The organism is Paenibacillus sp. J31R30 (assembly GCF_059692115.1).
Map to the genome: position 1 here is coordinate 35,538 of NZ_JCAUAV010000021.1, position 26,048 is coordinate 61,585.

General features: G+C 47.4%; 25 protein-coding genes. All 25 read left to right on the forward strand.

The window, feature by feature from the left end; all coding sequences use genetic code 11:
* Positions 1-8: 8 nt before the first annotated feature.
* The 25 genes from AC58QO_RS32155 to lysS all read left to right on the forward strand — a co-directional run bounded on the left by AC58QO_RS32155 (position 9) and on the right by lysS (position 25,714).
* Positions 9-332, forward strand: coding sequence for an FtsB family cell division protein (locus AC58QO_RS32155; RefSeq protein WP_497272806.1), 324 nt, complete (start codon positions 9-11; stop codon positions 330-332).
* Between the two features lie 108 nt (positions 333-440).
* Complete coding sequence (locus tag AC58QO_RS32160) at positions 441-1,040, forward strand: S1 domain-containing RNA-binding protein (protein ID WP_497272808.1); 600 nt, start codon at positions 441-443, stop codon at positions 1,038-1,040.
* 357 nt (positions 1,041-1,397) lie between these two features.
* Complete coding sequence (spoIIE, locus tag AC58QO_RS32165; protein ID WP_497272846.1) at positions 1,398-3,863, forward strand: stage II sporulation protein E; 2,466 nt, start codon at positions 1,398-1,400, stop codon at positions 3,861-3,863.
* A 176-nt stretch (positions 3,864-4,039) separates the two neighbouring features.
* Complete coding sequence (locus AC58QO_RS32170) at positions 4,040-4,762, forward strand: vWA domain-containing protein (protein WP_497272848.1); 723 nt, start codon at positions 4,040-4,042, stop codon at positions 4,760-4,762.
* Positions 4,746-5,651: a protein kinase domain-containing protein gene (locus AC58QO_RS32175; protein ID WP_497272810.1), complete on the forward strand. Its 906-nt coding sequence runs from the start codon at positions 4,746-4,748 to the stop codon at positions 5,649-5,651. The genes AC58QO_RS32170 and AC58QO_RS32175 overlap by 17 nt, the downstream gene beginning before the upstream one ends.
* Positions 5,652-5,684: 33 nt before the next feature.
* Positions 5,685-7,109 (forward strand): tRNA lysidine(34) synthetase TilS, encoded by a 1,425-nt coding sequence (gene tilS / locus AC58QO_RS32180; protein WP_497272812.1) that lies wholly within the window; start codon positions 5,685-5,687, stop codon positions 7,107-7,109.
* A 61-nt stretch (positions 7,110-7,170) separates the two neighbouring features.
* A complete protein-coding gene (hpt, locus tag AC58QO_RS32185) occupies positions 7,171-7,710 on the forward strand; it encodes a hypoxanthine phosphoribosyltransferase (protein ID WP_497272814.1) in 540 nt (179 codons plus the stop codon).
* Between the two features lie 97 nt (positions 7,711-7,807).
* Complete coding sequence (ftsH, locus tag AC58QO_RS32190) at positions 7,808-9,769, forward strand: ATP-dependent zinc metalloprotease FtsH (RefSeq protein WP_497272816.1); 1,962 nt, start codon at positions 7,808-7,810, stop codon at positions 9,767-9,769.
* A gap of 201 nt (positions 9,770-9,970) precedes the next feature.
* Positions 9,971-10,909: a quinolinate synthase NadA gene (nadA, locus tag AC58QO_RS32195; protein WP_477593076.1), complete on the forward strand. Its 939-nt coding sequence runs from the start codon at positions 9,971-9,973 to the stop codon at positions 10,907-10,909.
* A 146-nt stretch (positions 10,910-11,055) separates the two neighbouring features.
* Positions 11,056-12,666, forward strand: coding sequence for an L-aspartate oxidase (gene nadB / locus AC58QO_RS32200; RefSeq protein WP_497272818.1), 1,611 nt, complete (start codon positions 11,056-11,058; stop codon positions 12,664-12,666).
* A gap of 1 nt (position 12,667) precedes the next feature.
* The gene (nadC, locus tag AC58QO_RS32205) at positions 12,668-13,537 is read left to right on the forward strand and encodes a carboxylating nicotinate-nucleotide diphosphorylase (protein WP_497272820.1); all 870 of its coding nucleotides are present in this window, start codon (positions 12,668-12,670) and stop codon (positions 13,535-13,537) included.
* Entirely contained in the window at positions 13,534-14,298 is a 765-nt protein-coding gene (locus tag AC58QO_RS32210) for a type III pantothenate kinase (RefSeq protein WP_497272822.1), read from the forward strand. The genes nadC and AC58QO_RS32210 overlap by 4 nt, the downstream gene beginning before the upstream one ends.
* Before the next feature lie 23 nt (positions 14,299-14,321).
* Positions 14,322-15,188 (forward strand): Hsp33 family molecular chaperone HslO, encoded by an 867-nt coding sequence (hslO, locus tag AC58QO_RS32215; RefSeq protein ID WP_497272824.1) that lies wholly within the window; start codon positions 14,322-14,324, stop codon positions 15,186-15,188.
* Between the two features lie 75 nt (positions 15,189-15,263).
* A complete protein-coding gene (locus AC58QO_RS32220) occupies positions 15,264-16,214 on the forward strand; it encodes a peptidyl-prolyl cis-trans isomerase (protein ID WP_497272826.1) in 951 nt (316 codons plus the stop codon).
* Positions 16,215-16,327: 113 nt separating this feature from the next.
* Positions 16,328-17,269 (forward strand): cysteine synthase A, encoded by a 942-nt coding sequence (gene cysK / locus AC58QO_RS32225; protein ID WP_497272828.1) that lies wholly within the window; start codon positions 16,328-16,330, stop codon positions 17,267-17,269.
* A gap of 122 nt (positions 17,270-17,391) precedes the next feature.
* Complete coding sequence (locus AC58QO_RS32230) at positions 17,392-18,924, forward strand: anthranilate synthase component I family protein (RefSeq protein ID WP_497272830.1); 1,533 nt, start codon at positions 17,392-17,394, stop codon at positions 18,922-18,924.
* A 34-nt stretch (positions 18,925-18,958) separates the two neighbouring features.
* On the forward strand, positions 18,959-19,540 hold the full coding sequence (gene pabA, locus AC58QO_RS32235) for an aminodeoxychorismate/anthranilate synthase component II (protein WP_497272832.1): 582 nt from the start codon (positions 18,959-18,961) through the stop codon (positions 19,538-19,540).
* A 7-nt stretch (positions 19,541-19,547) separates the two neighbouring features.
* On the forward strand, positions 19,548-20,405 hold the full coding sequence (pabC, locus tag AC58QO_RS32240) for an aminodeoxychorismate lyase (protein WP_497272834.1): 858 nt from the start codon (positions 19,548-19,550) through the stop codon (positions 20,403-20,405).
* Between the two features lie 56 nt (positions 20,406-20,461).
* Positions 20,462-21,283 (forward strand): dihydropteroate synthase, encoded by an 822-nt coding sequence (folP, locus tag AC58QO_RS32245; RefSeq protein ID WP_497272836.1) that lies wholly within the window; start codon positions 20,462-20,464, stop codon positions 21,281-21,283.
* Positions 21,284-21,324: 41 nt separating this feature from the next.
* Positions 21,325-21,693, forward strand: coding sequence for a dihydroneopterin aldolase (gene folB, locus AC58QO_RS32250; protein ID WP_497247025.1), 369 nt, complete (start codon positions 21,325-21,327; stop codon positions 21,691-21,693).
* Positions 21,690-22,205 (forward strand): 2-amino-4-hydroxy-6-hydroxymethyldihydropteridine diphosphokinase, encoded by a 516-nt coding sequence (gene folK / locus AC58QO_RS32255; protein ID WP_497272838.1) that lies wholly within the window; start codon positions 21,690-21,692, stop codon positions 22,203-22,205. The genes folB and folK overlap by 4 nt, the downstream gene beginning before the upstream one ends.
* Complete coding sequence (locus AC58QO_RS32260; RefSeq protein WP_497272840.1) at positions 22,187-22,399, forward strand: helix-turn-helix domain-containing protein; 213 nt, start codon at positions 22,187-22,189, stop codon at positions 22,397-22,399. The genes folK and AC58QO_RS32260 overlap by 19 nt, the downstream gene beginning before the upstream one ends.
* Positions 22,400-22,416: 17 nt before the next feature.
* Positions 22,417-23,433, forward strand: coding sequence for a tRNA dihydrouridine synthase DusB (gene dusB, locus AC58QO_RS32265; protein ID WP_497272842.1), 1,017 nt, complete (start codon positions 22,417-22,419; stop codon positions 23,431-23,433).
* Between the two features lie 221 nt (positions 23,434-23,654).
* Positions 23,655-24,131, forward strand: a complete 477-nt coding sequence (gene greA, locus AC58QO_RS32270) for a transcription elongation factor GreA (RefSeq protein ID WP_310502557.1) — start codon at positions 23,655-23,657, stop codon at positions 24,129-24,131.
* A gap of 86 nt (positions 24,132-24,217) precedes the next feature.
* Positions 24,218-25,714, forward strand: a complete 1,497-nt coding sequence (lysS, locus tag AC58QO_RS32275; protein WP_497272844.1) for a lysine--tRNA ligase — start codon at positions 24,218-24,220, stop codon at positions 25,712-25,714.
* The last annotated feature ends 334 nt before the right edge of the window (positions 25,715-26,048 follow it).

A 26,048-nucleotide genomic window follows, 5' to 3' on the forward strand; every position in this document is an offset into this window, starting at 1 on the left:
TCCTATTCATGCATGCTCAAGCAACCGTTTCAACCAAGCGCATCAGTCGGGAAGGCTCGAAGCGAAGACTGCGTATCCTTTTGATCATTGTCTTATGTTTTCTGAGCTGGGCTGCTGTTAACATCTGGGGGCAGTTCGCCAAGCTGCACGAGAAGAAGACTGTCGTAGCGAATATGGAACAACAACTCGCCCAGGCACAGAAGGTGAATGCCCAAACGACGAAGGAAATCGCACGGCTGCATAACGACGAATATTTGGATCAAATCATTCGCCGGGACTTTCATTACAGTAAAACGGGAGAGACGCCACTAAGTGTCTCGAAGTCGCAATAAAAAACGTTTCGAAGAAGTGGCGAATGCCGTGTTGACCGTGGTTTCTGCATCGGTTATAATCGGCGTAGCCAGTGTTTTCAACATTTTAAGGGAGGAACATTTTACTTTATGGCAATTGAAGTTGGCACCAAGTTAGAGGGAAGAGTGACGGGGATTACTCACTTTGGAGCATTCGTCGAGCTTGCTGAAGGAGTTACCGGTCTTGTTCACATTTCGGAGATCGCGGACAATTATGTGAAGGACGTTAATGACCACTTGAAGCTAGAAGACAAGGTAACGGTCAAAGTAATTAACGTGGACAAGGATGGCAAGATCGGACTGTCGATCAAGCAAACGATTGACAAGCCAGTTGAGGAAAGACCAGCTCGTCCTGAACGTACAGGTGGCAGCAGCTATCAAGGTCGCCCTAGTGGAGATCGTCCAAGTGGCGGTTACCAAGGTGGTCGTCCAAGCGGTGGCGGCGATCGTAGTGGTCCTCCAAGCGGTGCCACAGGTGGTGGTGGCGGTCGTCCAGGTGGCGGCGGTGGCTTCAATCGTGGCGGCGGTGGTGGTGGTCGCGGCGGCTTTAACAAGCAGCAAGGCGGTGCTAGACCGTTTTCGTTCGAAGATAAAGTATCACGTTTCCTGAAAGATAGTGAAGAGCGGATTTCGTCCTTGAAGAAGAACACCGAGTCCAAACGCGGTGGCCGAGGCGGAAGAAGAGATTAATAGATGCAGATGATGAACCACATTCGCTGAGGCGAATGTGGTTTTTTATTTTCCTTGTGTGACAAGTCACGCAAAACCCTACAAAACAATCGACATGGAGTTACGGGTATCTCCCCCATACGCAGGGCGAAAGTTCGAGGTAATCAGACTTTTGGAAACGTTTTCAATATGGTAAACCTAGAGTGGGCAAGGGCTGGGACCTGTTGACAAGGAAATCGGGACATGTCGGAAATTTCTTTGAATCTATCAACTCATTCTGACAAACTTTCTGCTAGATTGTCTCTATACTAGAGAAACAAATAAGGGAAGAAATGGATGGTGTTCGAGAATATGCAAAGACGAAGCTTAGGCGCGGTGATGGGTGGCGGATGGTCGGGAATTTGGCAGAAGGCAAAAGTAGGCGTTCACAGTGCAGCTGTGGAGAATCGATGGGTTCAAGCTTTTGTTGCTAAGAAGTGGTCGTTACTACTCATCGTTATGGGCTTCTTGCTAGGTCGAGCGATGATTCTAGAACAGTTGTCACCATTTGCGTTGGCGTTTATCGCAGTTATCTATTTTACACGAAAGGATATCTTGCATTGGGTAGGCGTTGCTGCTTTTGCGGGAAGCTTGCTGGCGGTGAATGGGAACACCGGATATTTGGTGACAGAAATCATTATCTTCATTTTAATCCAGAAGGCTCTGGAGAAATATGAACGCTCGGACGTTTCGTTAGCACCGCTGCTCGTGTTCAGTTCAACCTTTCTGGTGCAGCTCTTTGCGGAGCTGGTGGTCTCCAACCTAACATGGTACTCTCTCATGATGCTTACGGTTGAAGCGTTGCTAAGTTTAGTACTTACGCTCATTTTCATTCAAGCGATCCCTGTATTCACGCTTACCCGCAAAAACTATCATCTGAAACATGAGGAGATTATTTGTTTAATTATCTTGCTGGCTTCGGTCATGACAGGTACAGTCGGTTGGCTTATAGGTCCTGTCACTATAGAGCATGTGCTGTCTCGCTATTTGATTCTATTGTTTGCACTGGTAGGTGGAGCGCCGTTCGGGGCGTCGGTCGGGGTGGTAACAGGGCTCATTCTCAGTCTGGCGAACAGCAATGCGATCTATCAGATGAGTCTACTTGCTTTCTCGGGTATGCTGGCAGGACTGCTTAAGGAGGGCAATCGCCTAATGGTTGCTTTCGGGATGCTGCTGGGATCATCGATTCTTTCATTTTATATGGGCTCTAGCGTAGATGTGATTAACTCGGCATGGGAATCTCTTGCGGCGGTTGCCTTGTTCCTCCTGACACCTAGAAGTGTCATTCTCATGTTGGCGAAGTATGTACCAGGGACACAAGAGAATCTCAAGTCGCAGCAGGACTATGCAAAGCGAGTGCGGGATGTGACAGCGGGGCGCGTAGAGCAGTTCTCCGAGGTGTTTCGCCAGTTGGCGCGCAGCTTTAAACAACTAACAACAGAGGATGAGGTGAGTCGTAAGGAGGAGGATGTCGGGCATTTCATGAATGCAGTCACCCAGAAAACTTGTGAGTCCTGTTGGAAGAAGAGCCAGTGCTGGGATCAGAAATTCTACCAAACCTACACGTATATGACAGATATGATGACCCAAATAGAGTCGAAGGAGAGCATGACGAAGAAACAGATTCCGCCTGAGTGGAAGAAAGTGTGCATTCGTACCGAACAAGTGCTGGATGTGATGAAGCAGCAGTATAGCTTGTATAAGAATGATATGCATTGGAAAAAGCAGATCATCGATAGCCGGCATCTCGTTGCCGACCAATTGTCAGGTGTTTCGCAGGTCATGGAAGACTTAGCGAAGGAGATCAAACGGGAAGGACAGGAGCTGTTCCTTCAAGAAGAGCAAATCCGTAATGCCCTTGAGGAGCTTGGCTTATCCATTCATACCATTGACGTGATTTCCTTGGACGAAGGAAATATTGAAATCGAGATCATCCATCAATATACGAAGGGATTTGATGAATGTCGCAAAATTATCGCACCGCTCCTGAGTGAGATCATCGGCGAGAATGTCGCCGTGATGCGTGAAGAGATGCACACGCGCGGCGAGGGCTACAGCACGGTCGTATTCGGCTCTGCCAAGGAATACGAGGTGGAAACCGGGGTCGCCGGCGCAGCCAAGGGCGGGGACCTCTTCTCGGGTGACAGCTACGCCACGGTGGAGCTGGGCAATGGGAAGTATGCCGTTGCGCTGAGCGACGGCATGGGCAATGGCGAGCGAGCGCGCGCAGAGAGCGAGACGGCTCTGAACATCCTGCAGCAGCTGCTGCAGTCAGGCATGGACGAGAAGCTGGCGATCAAGTCGCTGAACTCGGTGTTAATGCTGCGCTCATCGGATGAGATGTACGCGACGGTGGATATGGCCTTGATTGACATGTACAACGCGAATACGACGTTCATGAAGATTGGCTCTACGCCAAGCTTTATCAAACGTGGCACAGAGGTTATTGCGATCTCGGCGAATAATTTGCCGGTCGGCATACTTAGTGAGATCGATGTGGATCTGGTTTCGATACCGCTGCAATCCGGCGATATCCTCGTGATGATGACCGATGGCATCTATGATGCCCCAGGCCATGCTGTGAATAAGGAGATGTGGATGAAGCGAATGATCCAAGAGATCGATACCACCTTACCGCAGGATTTTGCGGATTGCTTATTGGAGCGTATTTTCCGCCATCATCATGGGGAGATCCAGGACGATATGACGGTGGTTGTAGCGCGCGTAGAGAAACGTCAGCCCGAATGGGCGACATTCCGTTGGCCGGGCATTACACGGATGGAGCGTCCGAAGACGGTTAGTTGACGATTCATGGAAGCCGTGCCGGCTCATTTGCTGGCACGGCTTTTTGAAGCTTTTCTCGAAACATCTGCGCAACAATTCTGCACCAGCCTATGATTAGACACTCTCACAAATGGAAAAACTAGGATGAGAAACTACTAGAGAGCTAATCTTATCGGCCAGGGAGGCAGAAGATCATGATGAAACAAATCTTATTAATTACAGACGGTTGCTCCAATGTTGGCGTAAGTCCAGTTATTGCGGCAGCACAGGCACATGCAGAGGGTGTAGCAGTGAATGTCATTGGTGTGATAGATCACGGGGAACTAGGTGTGCTAGGCTCAGAAGAAATTCGAGAGATTGCTGCAGCTGGCGGTGGGATGAGTCGCATCGTTAATTCTGAGCAGCTTTCCCATACGGTGCAAATGATGACCCGCAAAACCGTTAACGCGACAATTCAGCACGCCGTAGGCAAGGAGCTGCAAAGTATATTGGGGATTTCTCAACTTGAGGAATTACCGCCTGAGAAGCGCGCAGAAGTTGTTCAAGTAATCGATAATATGAGCGAAAGCACGTCTCTACGTGTTGCTCTTTTAATAGATGCAAGTGCAAGTATGAAGCCGAAGCTTGCCGCTGTTCGCGAAGCTATTCATGATCTTTTGCTTAGTCTAAGAGCTCGTACTGGCGTAAGCGAACTGGCTGTTTTCCATTTTCCATCAACCAAATCGAGTGATCAGGAGCTGGAAATGGATCATGGCTGGACGAATCAGCTTGCAAATGTCGACAAGATGTTCTATAAAATAAACATGAAGGGTACGACGCCAACCGGTCCGGCGCTGCTGCAAACGCTGCAGTTCGTGACAGAAAAGCCTTTCTCACCAAAGACGACTGAGGAAGGGATGCTGAGTGACTACGTGGTATGATGAGGCCTTTCGCCAAGGGGCAGAAATTAAAGGGAAGTGGAATGGCCATGTGTACGTGGTCGAACGCTTATTAGGCGCAGGTTCCAACGGGATTGTAGCTCTTGTACGAAGAGGAAACGCTAGATTTGCGCTTAAAGCAGGATATGAAACAGTAGACCATCAGTCTGAGATCAATTCCTTGCTTGCGATATCGCTGAAAGAGAATTCATTTAAGAACTTTTTGATTGATGCCGATGATATGATCGTTCAAGGGAAGGGCATTTCCTTTTATGTCATGCGATATATTGAGGGCGTGTCCCTTTCGGAGTTTATACATAAACGTGGTCAGGATTGGGTTTATGTAATGGGAACCAACTTGCTGCGGAAACTTACGGAAATCCATAAGAGCGGGTATGTGTTTGGAGATTTGAAAGCTGAGAATATGATCGTGTCTAACTATGGCGATGTGGACCTGATTGACTTTGGAGGGGTGACATCCAAAGGAAGAGCGATTAAACAGCTGACAGAAGTATATGATCGTGGGTTTTGGAACATGGGGGAGCGGATTGCGGAGGAAAGTTATGATCTATTTTCATTTGCCATTTTACTTTTAAAAACACTAGATCACCGCAAGCGCTTCGCTGGCTTCATCAAAACACTTCCCCAGAATCGAGAGTTGGATCAATTAACAGCGATTATGCGTGAGAACCCAGTTGCTGCTCAGTTGGCACCCTTTTTGAATAAAGCCTTGCGCGGCGAGTTCACTACTTCGGAAGAGGCGAGTATGTATTGGAAGAAGCTGATTGCAGGTAAGAAGGCCGTACCGTCGACATTGAAAATGCCGTGGCTCAAAATATGCTTTGCTGCTTCTATCTTTATTTTTGGAGCAACGATTTATATGTATTGGTAAGTATCGGTATGGAAGGGTAGAAAGGAATGTGAGATGGAAACGGATCTTGTTGCCAGTGTGGAACGACGAATAGTGGAAGCAAAGCTCGCAGATACAGGGGATGTGATTATCGTCGCGGTTTCAGGGGGGCCTGACTCAGTGGCGCTATTGCATGTCCTTTTTCGTCTTGCAGATACCTACCGGTGGACGATTGTAGTTGCCCATGTGAATCATCAATTCAGGGGGCTGGAGTCGGATGCGGAGGCAGATTTCGTTGCGGAGCTCGCGGCGGGGCTGGAGCTTCCGTGTGAAATTGGTGTTATCGATGTTCCTGCCTATATAGAGGAAGCTTCTTTAAATGGGCAAGCGGCGGCTCGTGAGAAAAGGTATGAATTTCTTCATCAGGTCGCTGATAAATACAGCGCTCATCGGATTGCATTGGCCCATCATGCTGATGATCAAGCGGAAACGATGCTGATGAGAATTCTGCGTGGAACCGGCCCATCTGGGCTAGTTGGCATGCCGGAACGCAGATGCGAAAAAAAAGTGGAACTGATTCGTCCTTTTTTACGTATATACAAATCAGATATTGTGAATTATTGCGCTCAGCATGAAATTGCCTATTGTAAGGACAGCAGCAATGAGTTGCGGAAGTATTTCCGCAATCGGATTCGGCTAGATCTTATGCCAATGCTGAAACAGTATAATGAACAACTTCCAGAGTCACTCAATCGATTGACGGATGTGATGCAAGCTGAGGATGATTATTTGGCCGCAGAAACCGATAAGGTTTTTCGCCGGATCGTGACATGTCAGTCGAACTTCTGCCGCTTGGATCGGAGTGATTTCGCCGAGCTTCACGTTGCTTTACAAAGGCGTTTGATTAAATTAATATTAAACTGTCTTTGTTTGGAAAGGGAACGGCTGGTATTTACGCGAATTGAGCGTGTGCGTGAGTTAATTGTGAAAGATCAGATGTCGAATCAAGTCCTACAGGTGGATGAACAGGTTTATATTGTGAGAGAATATGGATCTATTCAATTTCAGACCTTCGCGCCAGATCCGAAGCCATATGCTTATGAGATCGGGTTAGCGTCTAATGAAATGGACCTGCCAGACATGAACGCCAAGTTGATCTACTCATGGATATCCTTAAGTTCGTATGAGAAAGCTGCTTCTTCCGATGCGGAAGGCGACGTTTTTTTGGATTTAGACCAGGTAGAGTTGCCGCTCATTATTAGAAGCCGCAGATCGGGTGACCGATTGGAACCACTTGGTTTAAACGGGTCCAAAAAAGTAAAGGATATGTTCATTGATGCCAAAATACCGCCATCTAGGCGTGAGGCTATCCCACTACTGGTCGATGCATCCGGACGAATTCTCTGGATTGCTGGATTTCGTAGGTCCAAACACGCTTTGGTCGGACCAGACACAGAACGTGTGCTTCATATGAAGCTAGTGCTGCAGGAACATACGTAAATTACGTTCTTCTAGAATGTAAATTTATAAGGATTCATAATATAATCTAGGGGGTTCATCCTTGTACAGCGACATTCAAGAAGTACTTTACAGTGAAGAACAAATTCAAGGCAAGATTAAAGAATTAGGGGAATTGCTTTCCACTGATTACGAAGGCAAGAATCCATTGGTTATTTGTGTACTGAAGGGCGCTTTTATTTTCATGGCGGATCTTGTAAAGCAAATTAAAGTACCTTTGGAAATTGATTTTATGGCGGTATCCAGCTACGGTCAATCTACGAAATCCTCGGGTGTTGTTAAGATTATCAAAGATCTTGATGTACCGGTGGAAGGGCGTCATATCCTTATCGTGGAAGATATTATCGATAGTGGTTTAACGCTAAGTTATCTGATAGATGTGCTAGAACGTCGCAATGCCAAGACGATTTCGGTTGTTGCGCTGTTTAATAAACCGGCACGAAGAACGGTAGAACTTGAGCCTGACTATGCGGGTTATGTGCTACCAGATGAATTCGTTGTCGGATATGGTCTGGATTATGCAGAGAAGTATCGTAACCTTCCATTTATCGGCATATTGAAACCAGAGATCTATTCGAGCTAGTGTCATGTTCCGCAAGCGCACTAGAGCAGTAATGTTGTAGCGCTTTACCGGGGTGTGGTAAAATAATAATTGTGTGCCGTTTGAGAGGAGGCTCGTTATGAATCGAATTATCCGGAATACCGGCTTTTATTTGCTTATATTTTTGGTTACTGTGGGGATCGTTCATTTCATCAGTACTCAGAATGAACAGAAGGAGTTAATCACTTACGATAAATTCCGACAAGCAGTTGTAAACAAAAATGTAGAGTCCGTAGTATTAAAGTTCGATGGGTATACCTATTCGATTAAGGGTAAGTATATTAACCCGCCTAATGGCGCGGATAAGAAGAGCTTCGAAACACATGCTCCTTACGAGCCGTTAGTTGTACAGATGATTGAAGCGAACGGCGTACCAACGGAAGAGTACGGGCCGATGGAACGCGATAGCGTTTGGATTAGCTTTCTTACGTCCATTATTCCATTCGTCATTATCTTCATTTTGTTCTTCTTCTTATTGAATCAAGCGCAAGGCGGCGGCGGTAAAGTCATGAACTTCGGCAAGAGCCGTGCGCGCTTATACAACGAGGAGAAGAAGCGTGTCACATTCGAGGATGTGGCAGGTGCAGATGAAGAGAAGCAAGAATTAATCGAGGTTGTTGAGTTCCTGAAGGATCCTCGCAAATTCGCGGCAGTTGGCGCAAGAATTCCTAAGGGTGTTCTTTTGAATGGTCCTCCGGGAACAGGTAAAACGCTGCTTGCTCGTGCAGTTGCTGGTGAAGCGGGCGTTCCGTTCTTCAGTATCTCCGGTTCTGACTTCGTTGAGATGTTCGTCGGTGTCGGCGCATCCCGTGTTCGTGACTTGTTCGAGAACGCGAAGAAGAACTCGCCTTGTATCATCTTTATCGATGAGATCGATGCAGTTGGTCGTCAACGTGGCGCTGGTTTAGGCGGCGGACATGACGAGCGTGAGCAAACGCTCAACCAATTGCTTGTTGAAATGGACGGATTTGGCGCTAACGAGGGTATTATCATCGTAGCAGCAACGAACCGCCCTGATATTCTAGACCCTGCCTTATTGCGTCCAGGCCGTTTCGACCGTCAAATCACGGTAGATCGTCCGGATATCAAAGGCCGTGAAGCAGTATTGAAAGTTCACGCACGTAACAAACCGCTGGCCAAAGATGTGAAGCTAGATGCACTTTCACGTTACACAACTGGTTTTACGGGTGCTGATCTTGAGAACCTATTGAATGAAGCAGCTTTGATTGCAGCTCGTCGTAATCGTAAAGATATTTCGATGGCTGAAGTGGAAGAAGCTTTTGACCGTATTATCGTCGGAACACAGAAGAAAAGCCGTATCATCTCTGAATCTGAGAAACGTATCGTAGCGTACCACGAAGCGGGACACGCGATTATCGGTTATCATGCAGAGAATGCGGACATGGTTCATAAGGTTACCATCGTTCCTCGCGGACGCGCTGGCGGTTATGTGATGATGCTGCCTAAAGAAGGCGAAGATCGCATGATGCAAACGAAGAACGAGCTTCTGGATAAAGTAACTGGACTCCTGGGTGGTCGTGTTTCCGAAGAATTGTTCATCGGAGAAATTGGCACAGGCGCATACAGCGACTTCCAGAAAGCGACTGGAATCGTTCGTCGCATGATTATGGAATACGGGATGAGCGATAAGCTTGGACCGATGCAGTTCGGCAGCTCCCAAGGTCAAGTGTTCTTGGGCCGCGACATCGGACATGAGCAAAATTATAGTGATGCGATTGCTTATGAGATCGATCAAGAGATGCAAAGCTTTATTCGTACGTGCTATGAACGTGCACGTGCGATTCTTACAGAGCATGCGGATCAGATCCACCTCGTTGCCAAAACATTGCTTGAGAAAGAAACATTGGATAAAGACGAAATCATTGAGCTTTTGGAAAAGGGCAAGCTAAATGCTAGCTCCGACGAGGAAGACGTGAAAGTCAATATTCAAGGTCAAAGCCAAGCTAGCGAAAGCAATAAGCTGGAGTTTGACAAAGAGAAAGAAGTTAAAGAGATCAAACCGGATCAAACAGAAGAGTAAGTTGCAATACGAACTCGGAAATCCGTTGTACACATCAAGTGTGCGCGGAATTCCGAGTTTTTTCAATGTATTTGCGCATTGACAGGCGATGTGAGAATGTGTAAATTAGTTGTAAATCTCTAATTTTTTTGCTTTTAGATCATACTACTTTTAGATAGACGGATGAGATCATTTTACGTCCCAGATAGGGGAGGAAGCACCATGGAAGCCTTAGCATTAGAACGCAAAGCGGAACAAAACCGTGAGCTGAAAGAACGACTGTTGCAATTGAAGAAAGAACGAAATGCTATTATTCTTGCTCATTATTATCAGCGTGACGAAGTTCAAGAGGTAGCGGATTTTCGAGGCGACTCCTTCTTGCTTGCTCAGAAGGCCGCTCAGACAGATGCCGATGTCATCGTATTCTGTGGTGTTCATTTCATGGGAGAGAGCGCAAAGATTCTAGCTCCGAATAAAACAGTAATTATTCCAGACGAACGTGCTGGCTGCCCAATGGCAGATATGGTGAATGTTGAAGGTTTACGTGCTCTTAAACGTCAGCATCCGAAGGCCAAGGTCGTAGCTTATATTAATACGTCAGCCGATGTGAAATCGGAAACAGATATTTGTTGTACCTCTGCGAATGCGATCAATGTCATCAATTCCGTGGATTCAGATGAAATTATCTGGGTACCGGATAAAAATTTAGGTGACTATGTATCAAAATTCACAAGCAAGAAAGTGATCATCTGGGAAGGCTACTGCAATACGCATGATATGCTGACCGTCAAAGATGTTGAAGAGATGAGAGCGCAATATCCGAACGCACAGTTCGTTGTACACCCGGAATGTCGCCCAGAAGTAGTGAAGCTAGGGGACTTTGTGGGTAGCACGACTGCGATTATTAAATATTGCAAAGAGTCCGACTGCCAAGAGTTTATCGTTGGGACAGAAGATGGAACTGGTTATCAGCTGCGTCTGGATAGCCCTAATAAGAAATTTCATTTTGCGACCAAATACTTGGTGTGCCCAAATATGAAAGTGAACAATTTGAAGAAAATCGTGAAATGTCTTGAGACGATGCAACCAGAGATATATGTACCAGAAGACGTAGCAGATAAAGCAAGATTGTCCTTAGAGCGCATGTTACAAGTTAAGTAGCATGCGCTACTCTCTTGTCTGATGAATAGGTTCCCTCGTGAAGCAAGGCTAGTATCTGATTCGATGACGAGCTATGGATGAGCTAATCATGGGACGAACTATCGTTGCTTTACGAGGTATTAATGGTGGAGAACAGGTGAAGCGGCATGATTCCTAGATATCTCGTTGATGTTGATTTAGATACGATTCCTCATATACATACAGATGTAATTGTCATTGGTGCAGGCATTGCTGGTCTCTTCACGGCGTTGCGAGCGAGTGAGAATAAAAAAGTTCTAATGATCACGAAGAAATCCCTCCTTGATAGCAACACACGCTATGCGCAAGGTGGGATTGCGGCCGTTATTTCGGACGAAGATTCACCAGAGTATCACCGTCAGGATACCATCATCGCAGGAGCGGGTCTCTGCTCATCGGACGCTGTTGATGTGCTAGTGCATGAAGGGCCTGAAGGTGTGCAGGACTTGATTCGTATGGGAACTCAGTTCGATCTAGAGAACGGGGAGTTTGCTTTGACCAAAGAAGGGGCGCACAGTCAACGTCGTATTTTGCACTCCAATGGCGATGCGACAGGCGCAGAGATTGTGAGAGCACTTTCGGAGCGTACGAAGCAAGATCCGAATATCGAAATCTGGGACGATCACTTCGTGATCGACCTGATAACGCAAGACGGCGAATGCTATGGTGCGCTCGTTCAGAAGCCGGGCGGACAGCGCGTATTTGTGCGCGGCAACGCCACGATTCTTTGCTCCGGTGGCGCGGGACAGCTGTTCCGCTACACAACGAATCCCGACATCGCCACAGGCGATGGGATTGCGATAGCTCACCGCGCTGGGGCGCAAATTCAGGATGTGGAATTCATTCAATTCCACCCTACAGCGCTATGTTACCCAGGTGCACCGCGGTTTCTGATTTCTGAAGCGGTCCGGGGCGAAGGCGCCTATTTGCGCAACATCAAAGGAGAGCGCTTCATGGAGCGGTATCATCCGCAACTGGAGCTAGCGCCTAGAGATGTAGTTGCACGTGCGATCGTGGATGAATTGGAGAGTTGTAAATCAACTTTTGTCTACATCGACATCACACACGAATCGGAAGAATTAATTAAACATCGTTTTCCAACGATATATGAATATTGTTTAAATTACGGGCTCGATATGAGCACGGATTGGATTCCAGTTGCACCAGCAGCGCATTATATGATGGGCGGCGTGAAAACGGATTTGCACGGAGAAACGCAAGTTCGTCGCCTGTTTGCATGTGGTGAAGTTTCGTCTACAGGCGTACATGGCGCTAACCGCTTAGCGAGTAACTCTTTATCTGAAGCGATTGTGTTCGGTCGCAGAATTATTGAGCGGATTCAGGAATTGCCTGCACTTGAAGGAGATATCCAAATCCGTTCGGCTTCCGAAGCCCCTCGGACAGAAATCCCGAATCAAGCCGTTGTAGAGAAAAAGTTAAAGCTTCAGAAAGTTATGCTCCGCTATGCAGGTCTCAAGCGCACCGCCAAAGGGTTGCAAAAGGGGCATGAGGAGCTAGCGAGACAACTATCGATTTTTGGCTCCTTGATGACGAAACGTGAAGAATATGAGTTTGCAAATTTGCTGAACGTTGCCCTTCTAACAACGACGGCTGCATTAACCCGAGAGGAAAGCCGCGGCGGCCACTATCGAGAAGATTTCCCGGAACGGGATGACTTGGTGTGGAAGAAGCATATAGTTTTCCAGCGCGGGGAAGATAGGATTGAGGAGTGGATTTAGCATGTTAGAAATAAATATGGAATTAGTACGAAAGCAAATTCGCCTTTGGCTTGAAGAAGATATCGGCACTGGCGATGTCACGACTCTGACAACAATCCCTTTGGAACAAGTATCCAAAGGGATTATCCACGTCAAAGAAGACGGAATCGTTTGTGGACTTCGCATCGCCCAGGAGGTTTTTGCTGTGGTCGATGCTTCTCTTCGTTTTGAAACTAAAGTGGTCGAAGGATCGTCTGTACTTAAAGGGACCATACTAGCTGAAGTGGAAGGCAATACACGGAGCATCTTATTGGGCGAGCGATTAAGTCTGAATTTGATGCAGCGCATGTCGGGGATCGCTACGAAGACGCATGAATTCGTGGTGGCATTAGAAGGCTTGCCAACCCGTCTTGTTGATACGCGTAAAACAACGCCCGGCCACAGATTGCTTGAGAAATATGCCGTGCGCGTTGGCGGCGGTTATAATCATCGTTTCGGTCTCTATGATGCGGTTATGATTAAAGATAACCATATCAAAGGCTCGGGCGGCATTACACAAGCCGTTCATGCGGCTCGTCAGAACATTCCGCACACGATGAAGATCGAGGTGGAAGTTGAGAACTTTGAGCAGCTTCATGAGGCGCTCCAAGCAGGTGCTGATATCATCATGCTGGATAACATGGTACCGGTGAAAATGAAAGAAGCAGTTTCGATAATTAAAAGCAAAGCGCCGCATATTGTAGTAGAAGGGTCAGGTTCGGTAACCCCGCAAACGATTAAAGCAATGGCGGAGACGGGTGTGGACGTGATTTCCGTTGGAAGGTTGACGTACTCGGTGGCTGCGCTGGATATTTCATTAGATCTGAATGAGCGGAAGGAGACAGCACTATGATTCTCGTTATCGATGTCGGGAATACCAACATTGTGCTTGGTCTTTACCAAGATCGTACGCTCTTGCATCATTGGCGTGTAAGCACGAACCGATCAGCTACCGTTGATGAGTATGGCATGCAGCTGCACAGCTTGTTCCAGCACTCGGGCATTACCTTTGCGCAAGTAGAAGGTGTCATTATTTCATCTGTCGTGCCTCCGTTGATGAATGCCATGGAAAACCTTTGCTTACACTACTTGAAAAGGGCGCCATTCATCGTAGGACCAGGGATTAAAACTGGCCTGAATATCCGTGTGGACAATCCGAAGGAAGTTGGGGCGGATCGCATCGTGAACGCGGTGGCGGCACTGGAGCTATATGGAGCTCCTTGTATCATTGTCGATTTTGGTACAGCTACAACCTATGATTACATTGATTCGTCTGGTCAACTAGTGGGATGCGCCATTGCTCCTGGCATTGGGATCTCAACTGAGGCGTTGTATCAGAAGGCAGCGAAGCTGCCTCGTATCGAGCTCGTTAAGCCGAAAAGTGTTGTCGGCCGAAATACCGTTGCTGCGATGCAAGCAGGAATTATTTATGGTTATGTTGGCCAGGTTGACGGAATTGTCGAGCGGGTCATTCAAGAGTTTAATGTGAATCCAACGGTCATTGCAACGGGTGGATTAGCAGAGCTTATCTCCAGTGAGTCACGGACGATTCAGGTCGTCAACCCATTGCTTACTTTACAAGGCTTACAGATGATTTATGAGAAAAATGCTTAAGCTCTTTAAGGAAGGAAATAGACATGAGTGATTATTTAATTCGAGGAACAGCACTAGATGGGCGTGTACGTGCGTTCGCTGTTCAGACAACTCTCCTAACAGAGGAGCTTAGTAGGCGGCATCAAACAACGCCGACAGCGACAGCCGCATTAGGGAGAACCGCAGCCGCGGCCCTTCTTATAGCTGCCATGCTCAAGGGAGAGGAACATCTCATCGTGCAGGTCAAAGGGGATGGCCCGATCGGGCAAATCGTCGTTGATGCGAATGCCAAGGGGGAAGTGCGTGGCTACGTAGATAACCCTTTGGTGGATCCGCCGCTCAAAGAGAACGGCAAATTAGATGTTGCTGCTGCGGTGGGGACAGATGGCTTTTTATACATAACAAAAGATCTAGGGATGAAAGAGCCTTATAAAGGAAGCGTTCCTTTAATTTCTGGAGAACTGGCAGAGGATTTCACGTATTACTTCGCTAAGTCGGAACAAACACCGTCTGCTGTTGCACTTGGTGTATTGGTGAATAAAGATCATACGATCCTTGCTTCAGGCGGATTTGTGATTCAGCTGCTCCCAGGACTGACGAACAGTGAGATCGATGAGATCGAGGCGATGCTAGGACAAATGCCATCTTTTACGAACATGTTAGGCGGCGGATTACAGTTAGAAGAAATTTTACAAACTGTGCTTCCGTCCTTCCGTAGGCTCGATGAGATGGATGTCATGTTCCGTTGCAAATGCAGTCGGGAGAAAGTGGAATCTACTTTAATTTCTTTAGGTAAACATGAACTTCAAGAAATACTGGAGGAAGAAGGCGTCGCGGAAGTCGTCTGTCATTTCTGCAATGAAGCTTACCGGTATGAAGGTGAAGACTTACAACGGATGATTGATCTGTAAGCGTGGGGGATCTGCTTGAGATAGGTAGTGAATTCGTGTGCAAACAGCAATATGGAAGTAAAAGAGGGAAATAGGATGCGCAATGTAAAGCGATTGTGGGGAGTCATCATCGCGATGGCGATATGTATTCTCGTGCTCGCATCCTTGCTGATCAGTCATGCTATCAACCAATCAGAACCAAGACAATCACCAGAGCCAGAACAGCAGGGTGAGAATAAGCATACACGAGTTGTCGCCAAAATTGGGAATCGGGAAATTACCATGGATGAGCTCGAATCAGCGCTCGCGCGCCATTATGGCGCAGAGCAGCTAGGTCAAATGCTGGATAGTGAAGTTATTCGCCTAGAGGGAATTGAGTCGGGAACAAAGGTAGAGAGTGCGGAAATCAACCGTGAGTTGAAAAGGATGCAGCAAGGGTACGAAAGTGAACAACAATTTTATGACTCCATGCAAAGTCAGCTTGGGATGTCAGAGCAAGAAATCAAAGAAGATGTATCGAATAAGTTGTTACTAGAGAAGCTGGCAACGGCCGCTATTCACATCACAGATGCTCAGGTTGATACCTACATACAGACACATGCAGATGAGTTTAAACAAGAAACGGAATACAACATTCAACAGATTATCGTATCCACGAAGGAGCAAGCGACGAAAGTTATTGCGGAGCTGGCCAAAGGAGAGAGCTTTGCGACCCTTGCCAGAGATAGATCAATTGATGATGCAACCAATAACACCGGTGGTGATTTGGGTTGGATAGAAGGTGACGATCCTTTTGTTGAAGCGCCCATCTTGGATAATGCGAAATTGTTGAAGATTGGCGAAGTGAGTAAGCCCTTTCCTGTTTCACGTGGGTTTGCGGTCGTTTTACTTAAGAATCGACGGGACAAAGACAACCCGGATCTCGTGTTCATAAGAGAGAGTGTGCGCAGGGAGCTTGCGTTGCAACAAGCGCCTCCATTGAAAGACTTTGTCGCGCAGCTGCGCGGTAAATGGAAGGTAAGTGTGGTGGATCCGACGCTCCGGTAACAGAATGTGAAAATTTGGTTGACAACCTGTAAGCGCATTGATAAGATTAGCTTATTAATACCCACTAATTAACTCGGAAATCATTTTAATACTCAATCTGGAGGGGAAATATTATGGCAAGATTAGTACAGAGCATTACGGATTTGATTGGCGATACACCGCTAGTTCGTTTGAACCGCGTTGTTCCAGAGGGCAGTGCAGAGGTTTATGTGAAATTAGAGTACCAAAATCCAGGTGCTAGTGTTAAAGATCGTATTGCCATCTCCATGATCGAAGTAGCTGAGCAAGAAGGTAAATTGAAGCCGGGCGACACAATTGTAGAACCGACGAGCGGTAACACGGGAATCGGGATTGCTCTAGTCGCAGCTGCTAAAGGATACAAAGCTATTCTAGTTATGCCTGAAACGATGTCTTTGGAAAGACGTAACCTGCTTCGCGCTTATGGTGCACAGCTTGTTCTGACACCAGGGGCAGAAGGTATGAAGGGTGCGATCAAACGTGCGGAAGAGCTTCAAGCAGAGAATCCTTCCTACTTCATTCCACAACAATTTAAGAACCAAGCGAACGTGAAAGTTCACCGCGAAACAACAGGACCAGAAATCGTGGAAGCGATCAACGCTCATGATGGTAAATTGGATGCATTCATCTCCGGTATCGGTACAGGTGGTACAATTACTGGTGCGGGTGGCGTTTTGAAAGAAAACTTCCCGAACATCAAAATTTATGCAATTGAACCTGCGGCATCTCCAGTTCTTTCTGGTGGTAAGCCAGGTCCTCATAAAATTCAAGGTATCGGCGCAGGGTTTGTTCCAGATATTTTGAACACGAACGTGTATGATGAAATTATTACTGTTGAGAACGAAGATGCGTTCGAAACTTCACGCCGTGTTGCCAAAGAAGAAGGTATTCTTGGCGGTATTTCCTCCGGTGCAGCGATTTTCGCAGCATTGAAGGTAGCTAAAGAGCTAGGCGCTGGCAAACGTGTTGTTGCTGTTGTTCCAAGTAACGGTGAGCGTTACCTTTCCACGCCTTTGTACCAATTCGAAGAGCAATAAGATCGAATCGCATACAAGAGAGATTAAGCTTCAGCTATTACAGCTGGGGCTTTTTTTCTGTATAGGGTTGGAGTATACTAATGGACAACGAATTAACGGATTTTTCATGAAGGAGCGCAAGTATGATTTTAACAACAATGGAACAATGGCAGGCGTGGTCGTCATCAGTCTACACCATGCTGCCGTATGTGATCAAATTAGGACTCGCGGATGATCGAATTGCTTCATGGGAAGACGCGTGGAAAGATGCTTCGCCAGATTCCTTCGTGCTGGAAAGCGGAAAGGGCGGAAGATATACGCACTTTGGGCTGCATCCCTTTTCGACGGTACGTGGTACTGGCTTGGAAGCAGATATCACAACTTACACGAACTCTACAAAGTCTCGTGTTCAGGGCAAGCCACTCGACATCGTCAAGCAGTGGATGTCAGCCTACCATAGTCCGAAAGTCCAAGGTGCTCCTAAATTTGTCGGCGGCTGCGTAGGCTATTGGAGCTACGATGTGATTCGCACCATCGAGAAGCTGCCAGAGCAATCGCAGGATGATCTGCCGATCCCTGATTACAGCTTCGCGATGTATGATCAGGTGTGGACCTTGGATCACACCGAGAAGAGCCTCTTCATCGCGGTGCATATGCCATACACGCCAGGCGCAGACCTCAGCGAGCTCTACGCGCAGGCGCACGCTCGCGCCGAAGCCATGCTCGTCCGCTGGCACGCGATCCGCGCCGGCAACTGGTCCGGCACACCGCTAAGCGGTGCCGACCAACCCGCGATGGCGCGCGAGCAGCTGCACATCGACGTCGAAAGCATCGCAGGCATCCAGCCTGCCTTCGACAAGGCCGCGTACATGGCTGCGGTGGAGCGCATCCAAGCGTACATCTCCCAAGGTGACGTGTTCCAAGTCAACTTGTCGGTGAGACAGAGCCGGCAGCTGCGCACGACGCCGGAGGAGATCTACGAGGCGCTGCGCATGGTCAATCCCTCGCCCTATATGGGCTTGCTGCGCTTCGCAGGCTTCGCCCTCGTCTCCGGCTCGCCGGAGCTGCTTGTGCAGCTCGAGGACGGCATCCTGCGGACGCGTCCGATCGCTGGCACGCGCCCGCGCGGCAAGGACGAGCAGGATGATCTGCGCCTAGCCGGCGAGCTCATCCACAACGACAAAGAGCGCGCTGAGCACGTCATGCTCGTCGACCTCGAGCGTAACGACCTGGGCCGCATCTCGCGATATGGCTCCGTCCATGTGAAGGACTTCATGGTCATCGAGTATTATTCCCATGTGATGCACATCGTCTCCGAAGTCGTCGGCGAGTTGGCGGAAGGGAAGGATGCCTATGATGTCATTGCGGCGACCTTCCCTGGTGGTACGATCACAGGCGCGCCGAAGATTCGCTGTATGGAAATCATTGAAGAACTAGAGCCTGTTCGCCGCGGACCTTATACAGGATCGATGGGATGGATTGACTATAATGGCAATATGGAATTTAATATTATTATACGCACGTTAGTAGCGGTCGATGGGATGGGTCACATTCAAGCGGGAGCGGGGATCGTCATTGATTCCATTCCAGAACGTGAATACATCGAATCCTTGAACAAAGCCAAAGCGATGTGGAAAGCAATCGAATATAGCGAGCGGAGCATGAGCCGAGCTTAGGGCCTGAGTGGCTGAGACGAAAGGGGAGCTTAGAATGATTTTAGTGATTGATAATTATGATTCGTTTACGTACAACCTTGTTCAGTATTTAGGAGAGATTGGCGAGGATGTCATCGTTCGTCGCAATGACGAGATTGACCTGGCAGGTGTCGAGGCATTAGCGCCAGACCACATCTTAATATCCCCCGGTCCTTGCACGCCGAATGAAGCGGGAATTAGCTTATCACTGATTGACCATTTTAAAGGGATTATTCCGATTTTCGGCGTTTGTCTTGGACATCAATCCATTGGCCAAGCCTTCGGCGGCGATGTTATTCGCGCAGAGCGCTTGATGCACGGCAAAACCTCGGAAATTTTCCACGATGGGAAAACCTTATTCGAAGGACTTCCGTCACCTTTCATCGCGACACGTTATCATTCTTTGATTGTCAAAACAGAAACCTTACCCGATTGCCTGGAAATCAGCGCACAAACAGCTGAAGGCGAGATCATGGCTTTGCGTCATAAAGAGTATCCGATCGAAGGGGTTCAATTCCACCCGGAATCGATCATCACACAGCACGGACATCAAATGCTTCGTAACTTTCTTCGCCGCACAGCGAAGTCGGGGGTCTAACCAACGTATGATCATCTCCATCAATGGAGCATTAACTGAAGAAACACAAGCCGTGGTCTCTGTATACGATCACGGTTTTCTTTACGGGATCGGTTTGTTTGAAACATTCCGTACCTATAATAGGCAACCATTCCTGCTCGCTGAGCATATTCTTCGCTTAACAGATGGCTGTCGTGAGCTGGGCATCGCCTACGAGCCTAACCTAGAGGAACTAACGCAGCGTATCGAGCAGCTGCTCGAAGTCAACAATCTCGAGGATGCTTATATCCGATATTCCGTTTCTGCGGGTGTCGAGGCATTAGGTCTTCCATCTAGTGACTACGCGAAACCACAGGAGATCATCTACATCAAGCCGCTGCCTCCAAGGGATGAACGAACCTATTTGCAAGGCAAAGCGGTACAACTGCTTAAGCTGCCACGCAATACGCCAGAAGGCTTATATCGGTTTAAGTCCTTTCATTATATGAATAATATTTTGGCCAAAAGAGAGCTTGGGCAATATGCTTGGGCAACTGGGGCAGAGGGCCTAATGTTATCTGAAGATGGGTATGTGGCGGAAGGGATCGTCAGCAACCTCTTTTTCGTCAAAAATGACACGCTGTACACACCATCACTCGATACGGGCATCTTGCCGGGTATCACGAGAGCGCATGTCATAGATCTCGCACAGCAGTTGCAGCTCCCTGTCCAAGATGGCTTGTACCGTTGGGAAGATCTCGTCGATGCAAAAGAAGTGTTTCTCGTAAATTCCATCCAAGAAATCGTACCCGTTACCACTTTGTACACTCCGAGTGGACAAGCTTACACGGTAGGTACTGGATCTCCGGGTCCTATAACTCGTCAACTCATCCAACGCTACGTGTAAACTGGCTCTGGGTGCAGCTATTGAATGAACAGCAATGAACAGGAAGTGAATCTAAGATGAATGTGTTATCCTGTAGAGGACACGAGCTGCCCATCGGTGATCGAACGATCATTATGGGCATATTAAACGTAACGCCAGACTCCTTTTCGGATGGCGGCAGCTATAACCAAGTCGAGACTGCGCTTCGCAAGGCCCATCAAATGGTAGCTGAAGGAGTAGATATCATCGACATTGGCGGTGAGTCCACGCGACCAGGTGCGGCAACTGTCACACTTGATGAGGAACTGCAGCGTGTTATCCCAGTTATCGAAGCGATCCGCAGAGAAATCAGCATCCCTATTTCAATCGATACCTACAAAGCGGAAGTAGCTAAGCAAGCCTTAGAGGCAGGAGCCCACATCATCAATGATGTATGGGGCGGCCGAGCAGATGTCGAGATGGCAGCAGTGGCAGCGCAATATGATTGTCCATTTATCATCATCCATAATCGAACAAGCTCAGAATATGTCGAATTTCTCCCAGACGTGATCTCGGATCTTAGTCATTACACGAATCAGGCTCTGCGAGCTGGTGTGAAACCGGAACGCATTATTCTCGATCCTGGCATTGGCTTCGCCAAGTCCTATCAACAGAATCTCTATCTCATGAACAATCTGCGATCGATCGTAGATCTTGGATACCCGGTCCTCTTGGGCACATCGCGCAAAAGTGTCATCGGACTCACCCTAGGATTACCTCCCGAGGAACGCTTAGAAGGAACAGCATCGACTGTCGTTCTTGGCATTGCGCAAGGATGCGGAATCGTCAGAGTCCATGATGTTCAAGCGATCAAACGCTTAGCCGTTATGACCGATGCCATTCTTCGCAGCAACCTTTAACATATAAGTTTGATCACGTTTTAACCTTGGAGGCTTCTACTATGGATAAAATCACGCTATCCCGCATGCAGTTTTTTGGTAATCATGGTGTGTTCCCTGAAGAAAATACGCTGGGGCAACGCTTCTACGTGGATGTAGAGCTGATGCTCCCTTTAGATAAGGCTGGAAAGACCGATGATTTGACCCAAACCGTCCATTACGGGGAGGCATTTTTTCTAATTAAAGGGATTGTGGAAGGGCGTACGTACAAATTAATCGAGGCATTAGCAGAAAATATTGCATCCGAGCTCTTGCATACTTATACTAGTATCAATGAAGTGACGGTTCGCGTTATCAAGCCGCATCCGCCCTTTGCCGTTATTTTTGACGGCGTTACTATAGAGATCAATCGAAAGCGGGCATTGGAATGACAGCCGAAGAACGAGAATGCACGATCATTGCTTACGTCGCATTAGGCTCCAATATTGATAATCGTGAACATTATTTGCAGGGTGCAATTGCAGCGCTGAATGAGGAATCGGGCATCACGGTGGCGGGGCAATCCTCCATCTACGAAACCGAGCCTGTAGGCTATGTGGATCAATCTGCTTTTCTAAATATGGTTGTTCAAATTCATACTGACTTATCGCCTGAAGCGTTATTAGTTACCTTGCTAGCCATCGAGAACCGTCTGGGTCGGACGCGTGACTTGCGTTGGGGACCTCGAACGATTGATTTGGATCTGCTCCTATATGGTGACCATCGGCTAACGACCCCCGACTTGATCATTCCGCATCCGCGGATGCATGAGCGGGCTTTTGTATTAGTCCCCCTCTCTGAGGTTCTCTACGCGCGGCAGGACGCTCTATTTGAATCTATCTCTGCACACTTGGAGAAACTGGAAGGAAAGGAAGGCGTCATCCTATGGAAAAAAGTTCAATAGCACAGCGCATTCGTGCTTTTCGTAAACTAAAAGGTTATACCCAGAGTGAACTGGCGGACTTGTTAGGCGTATCCATTGCCATCTTAGGGGCGATTGAACGAGGAACACGTAAGCCAGATACCAAAATGATTCAAAATATCTCGCAAGTTCTTAACATAGAACCAGATGAATTAGTTGCAGTAGTTGTGAAATGAGAGGAGTGGAATCTTCGGTGCTGAAAATAGGAAATGTCGAAGCTCCCAATAAAGTAGTGTTAGCCCCAATGGCGGGCGTATGTAATCCAGCGTTTCGATTGATTGCCAAAGAGTTTGGCACAGGCTTAGTCTGTGCGGAAATGGTTAGTGATAAAGCAATTGTTCACGGCAACTCACGCTCCATGGAGATGCTGTATGTGGATGATCGTGAGAAGCCGCTTAGTCTGCAGATTTTTGGAGGCGACACGGAGACGTTGGTTCAAGCAGCTAGAATTGTTGACCAACAAACAAATGCAGACATCATCGATATCAATATGGGGTGTCCTGTTCCCAAAATCACGAAGTGTGATGCGGGTGCGAGATGGTTGCTCCAACCGGATAAAATCGAAGCGATGATCGCTACCGTTGTTGCAGCTGTGAGTAAACCTGTTACGGTGAAGATGCGTATTGGCTGGGATTCCGATCACATTTATGCCGTCGAAAATGCGAAAGCTGTCGAAAGAGGCGGCGGAAGCGCGGTTAGTGTACACGGACGTACCCGTGAGCAGCTATATACAGGGAAAGCGGATTGGAACATCATTCGCGATGTCAAACAAGCTCTTTCTATTCCAGTTATCGGCAACGGTGATGTTGTGACCCCTGAGGATGCGAAGCGCATGTTGGATGAGACAGGTGTAGATGGTGTTATGATTGGGCGCGGAGCGTTAGGCAACCCGTGGATGCTTTATCGTACGGTACAATATCTGGCCAATGGAGAGCTTCCACCAGAACCGACAGCGGAAGAGAAAATCCGTATTGCGATTTTGCATATGGATCGTCTCATTGCCCTTAAGGGTGAGCATGTAGCGGTGAAGGAAATGCGCAAACATATGGCTTGGTACCTCAAAGGTATGACTGGGGCAGCTCGCGTTAAGGATGTCATTATGGAGACCTTGAAGCGGGATGAAATGGTTCGTACATTAGACGAATATGTCGAGCATCTTGCGATGAGTTCTGCGTCTGGGGCGGCGGAAGAATCGGCCGTGCTGCATTAGAAACATGCAACAATGGTTGACATTGACATTTTGAAACCGTTGCAATATAATCAGTCAATATTAATGTGTTCCTGCATATATTGAAAGACTAACGAGTAAGCAACTTATTATGAAACGTGAATTCATACTACTTGAATCAGCTCTATAAAGACCCAACTCCTAGCAGGAAGCATCGATTCAACGATATGAAAATCTTTCACATGACGGGAGATCAGTTGGCAATGGCTGAAAAAGAGGTCATTCTTACACCAGTAGGGCTACGGAAATTAGAGGATGAGCTTGAGCATCTGAAATCCGTGAAACGCCGGGAAGTCGCGGAAAGAATTAAGGTTGCCATCGGTTATGGCGATATTAGTGAGAATTCCGAGTACGAAGACGCGAAGAACGAGCAAGCCTTTATTGAAGGAAGAATCATTACACTAGAAAAAATGCTGCGCAATGCGCGGATTATTAATAACGATGATGTCGATATTAACACAGTTAGTGTTGGTTCGATTGTTACGCTGAAAGACTTGGAATATGGTGACTTGGTAGAGTACAACATTGTTGGTTCAGCTGAGTCTGATCCATTGCAGAATAAGATTTCCAATGAAAGCCCTGTGGGTAAAGCTATTCTTGGCAAGCAAAAGGGCACCAACGTCGACGTTGTCGTTCCTGCTGGCGTCATTCAGTATCAAATTGTTGATATTAAAAAGTAGTGTGCAGCCGCAAGCCTTTTGGAAAGCTTCCCTCAGGAAGCTTTTTTCCGTTAACAGCCCTAAACTAAATCGTAGGAGATGAAAGCATGAGCCAGGAACTAGAATTAAATGAATTGCTCGTTATCAGGCGCAACAAATTGGACGAGCTTCGCGGTCTCGGTGTCGATCCATTCGGCGGCAAATTTGTAAGAACGCATTCAGCGGGAGATATTCTTGCTGCTTATCAAGAGATTAGCAAAGAAGACCTAGACGAAGCGAACGTAGTAGTTCGTATTGCTGGGCGTATTATGCAGAAGAGAAGTATGGGTAAGGCTAGCTTCGCGCATCTGCAAGACATTACAGGTAAAATTCAAATCTACGTGCGTGAAGATGCGCTAGAAGCGAACATATATAAAGCTTTTGATATTCTTGATCTAGGCGATATGGTAGGTGTAGAAGGTGTCGTTTTCAAAACGAAAACCGGCGAAACCTCTATTAAAGTGAAATCACTTGAGGTATTGACGAAATCTTTGCTTCCATTGCCGGATAAATTCCATGGCCTTAGTGATGTCGAGCTTCGCTATCGTCAACGCTATGTGGACCTGATTATGAACCAAGATGTCCAAAAGACGTTTATTCTTCGTTCCAAAATCATTCAATCCATGCGCCGTTACTTGGATTCCCTTGGCTATTTGGAAGTAGAGACACCAACACTGCATTCGATCGCAGGTGGCGCTTCTGCACGTCCTTTTAACACGCATCACAACGCGCTGGACATGCAGCTTCATATGCGTATCGCGATCGAGCTGCACTTGAAACGTCTCATTGTTGGCGGACTAGAGAAAGTATATGAAATCGGCCGCGTATACCGCAACGAGGGGATCTCTACGCGTCATAATCCTGAGTTTACGATGATTGAGCTCTACGAGGCATATGCCGACTACAAAGATATCATGAAGCTGACAGAAGAGCTTGTTGCTCATATCGCGCAAGAAGTGCTTGGGCAGACGACGATTCCTTATGGAGATCATGAGGTTGATTTAGCAGTAGGTTGGAGACGTGTATCCATGGTGGATGCGATTAAAGAAGTCACGGGTGTAGACTTTAGCGTCCATATGACCAATGAGCAAGCCCATGGCTTGGCCAAAGAGCACAAGGTTTCTGTTGAGCCGCATATGACATTTGGTCACATTGTGAACCAGTTCTTCGAGACGTTTGTTGAAGAGACATTGATTCAGCCTACGTTCATCTATGGACATCCATTAGAGATTTCTCCGCTTGCCAAAAAGAACCCAGAGGATCCGCGCTTTACGGATCGCTTCGAGCTCTTTATCGTAGCACGCGAGCATGCTAATGCTTTTACAGAGCTTAATGATCCTATTGACCAAAGAGAGCGCTTTGAGGCTCAGCTGCGCGAAAAAGATCTGGGCAACGATGAAGCGCATGAGATGGATGAAGACTTCATCCGTGCTCTTGAGTACGGTATGCCGCCAACGGGTGGCCTAGGTATAGGTATTGACCGTTTGGTTATGCTATTGACGAATGCACCATCGATCCGTGATGTCTTATTATTCCCGTTGATGCGTGAACGCCAAGGCGAGTAATTTGTTCGTTTAGAGGCGCCATTCGGTGCCTCTAATTTTTTTGAAATTAGGACTTGCAAAGTGTGTATCGTCTGTGGTATCTTATAAAAGTTGCCGCTGAGGACAACACGAGAAACACAAGAAACACAACAAAAAACAACTCGAAATTAAGGGTTGCAAATAAAAACTCAGTGTGGTATATTGGTCTTCCGGCTTTCGAAAGAGAGCGGGTTGGACAAGAGTGATTGATCTTTGAAAACTGAACAACGAGTGAGTAAGCACAGTCGAGTAATCGACTATAAAAGAGATTGCAAAATCTCGCTAGCTTCAAATGAGCAAGTCATCTTTCTATTAT

What these genes read in the sequence shown, in the direction of transcription:
- AC58QO_RS32170 (WP_497272848.1), top strand. Translation starts at nt 4,040, where the DNA reads ATGAAACAAATCTTATTAATTACAGACGGTTGCTCCAATGTTGGCGTA.
- nadA (WP_477593076.1), top strand. Translation starts at nt 9,971, where the DNA reads ATGGAAGCCTTAGCATTAGAACGCAAAGCGGAACAAAACCGTGAGCTG.
- ftsH (WP_497272816.1), top strand. Translation starts at nt 7,808, where the DNA reads ATGAATCGAATTATCCGGAATACCGGCTTTTATTTGCTTATATTTTTG.
- AC58QO_RS32160 (WP_497272808.1), top strand. Translation starts at nt 441, where the DNA reads ATGGCAATTGAAGTTGGCACCAAGTTAGAGGGAAGAGTGACGGGGATT.
- AC58QO_RS32210 (WP_497272822.1), top strand. Translation starts at nt 13,534, where the DNA reads ATGATTCTCGTTATCGATGTCGGGAATACCAACATTGTGCTTGGTCTT.
- AC58QO_RS32260 (WP_497272840.1), top strand. Translation starts at nt 22,187, where the DNA reads ATGGAAAAAAGTTCAATAGCACAGCGCATTCGTGCTTTTCGTAAACTA.
- pabC (WP_497272834.1), top strand. Translation starts at nt 19,548, where the DNA reads ATGATCATCTCCATCAATGGAGCATTAACTGAAGAAACACAAGCCGTG.
- folB (WP_497247025.1), top strand. Translation starts at nt 21,325, where the DNA reads ATGGATAAAATCACGCTATCCCGCATGCAGTTTTTTGGTAATCATGGT.
- hslO (WP_497272824.1), top strand. Translation starts at nt 14,322, where the DNA reads ATGAGTGATTATTTAATTCGAGGAACAGCACTAGATGGGCGTGTACGT.
- pabA (WP_497272832.1), top strand. Translation starts at nt 18,959, where the DNA reads ATGATTTTAGTGATTGATAATTATGATTCGTTTACGTACAACCTTGTT.
- tilS (WP_497272812.1), top strand. Translation starts at nt 5,685, where the DNA reads ATGGAAACGGATCTTGTTGCCAGTGTGGAACGACGAATAGTGGAAGCA.
- AC58QO_RS32220 (WP_497272826.1), top strand. Translation starts at nt 15,264, where the DNA reads ATGCGCAATGTAAAGCGATTGTGGGGAGTCATCATCGCGATGGCGATA.
- cysK (WP_497272828.1), top strand. Translation starts at nt 16,328, where the DNA reads ATGGCAAGATTAGTACAGAGCATTACGGATTTGATTGGCGATACACCG.
- AC58QO_RS32230 (WP_497272830.1), top strand. Translation starts at nt 17,392, where the DNA reads ATGATTTTAACAACAATGGAACAATGGCAGGCGTGGTCGTCATCAGTC.
- AC58QO_RS32155 (WP_497272806.1), top strand. Translation starts at nt 9, where the DNA reads ATGCATGCTCAAGCAACCGTTTCAACCAAGCGCATCAGTCGGGAAGGC.
- folK (WP_497272838.1), top strand. Translation starts at nt 21,690, where the DNA reads ATGACAGCCGAAGAACGAGAATGCACGATCATTGCTTACGTCGCATTA.
- folP (WP_497272836.1), top strand. Translation starts at nt 20,462, where the DNA reads ATGAATGTGTTATCCTGTAGAGGACACGAGCTGCCCATCGGTGATCGA.
- spoIIE (WP_497272846.1), top strand. Translation starts at nt 1,398, where the DNA reads ATGGGTGGCGGATGGTCGGGAATTTGGCAGAAGGCAAAAGTAGGCGTT.
- greA (WP_310502557.1), top strand. Translation starts at nt 23,655, where the DNA reads ATGGCTGAAAAAGAGGTCATTCTTACACCAGTAGGGCTACGGAAATTA.
- lysS (WP_497272844.1), top strand. Translation starts at nt 24,218, where the DNA reads ATGAGCCAGGAACTAGAATTAAATGAATTGCTCGTTATCAGGCGCAAC.
- nadC (WP_497272820.1), top strand. Translation starts at nt 12,668, where the DNA reads ATGTTAGAAATAAATATGGAATTAGTACGAAAGCAAATTCGCCTTTGG.
- nadB (WP_497272818.1), top strand. Translation starts at nt 11,056, where the DNA reads ATGATTCCTAGATATCTCGTTGATGTTGATTTAGATACGATTCCTCAT.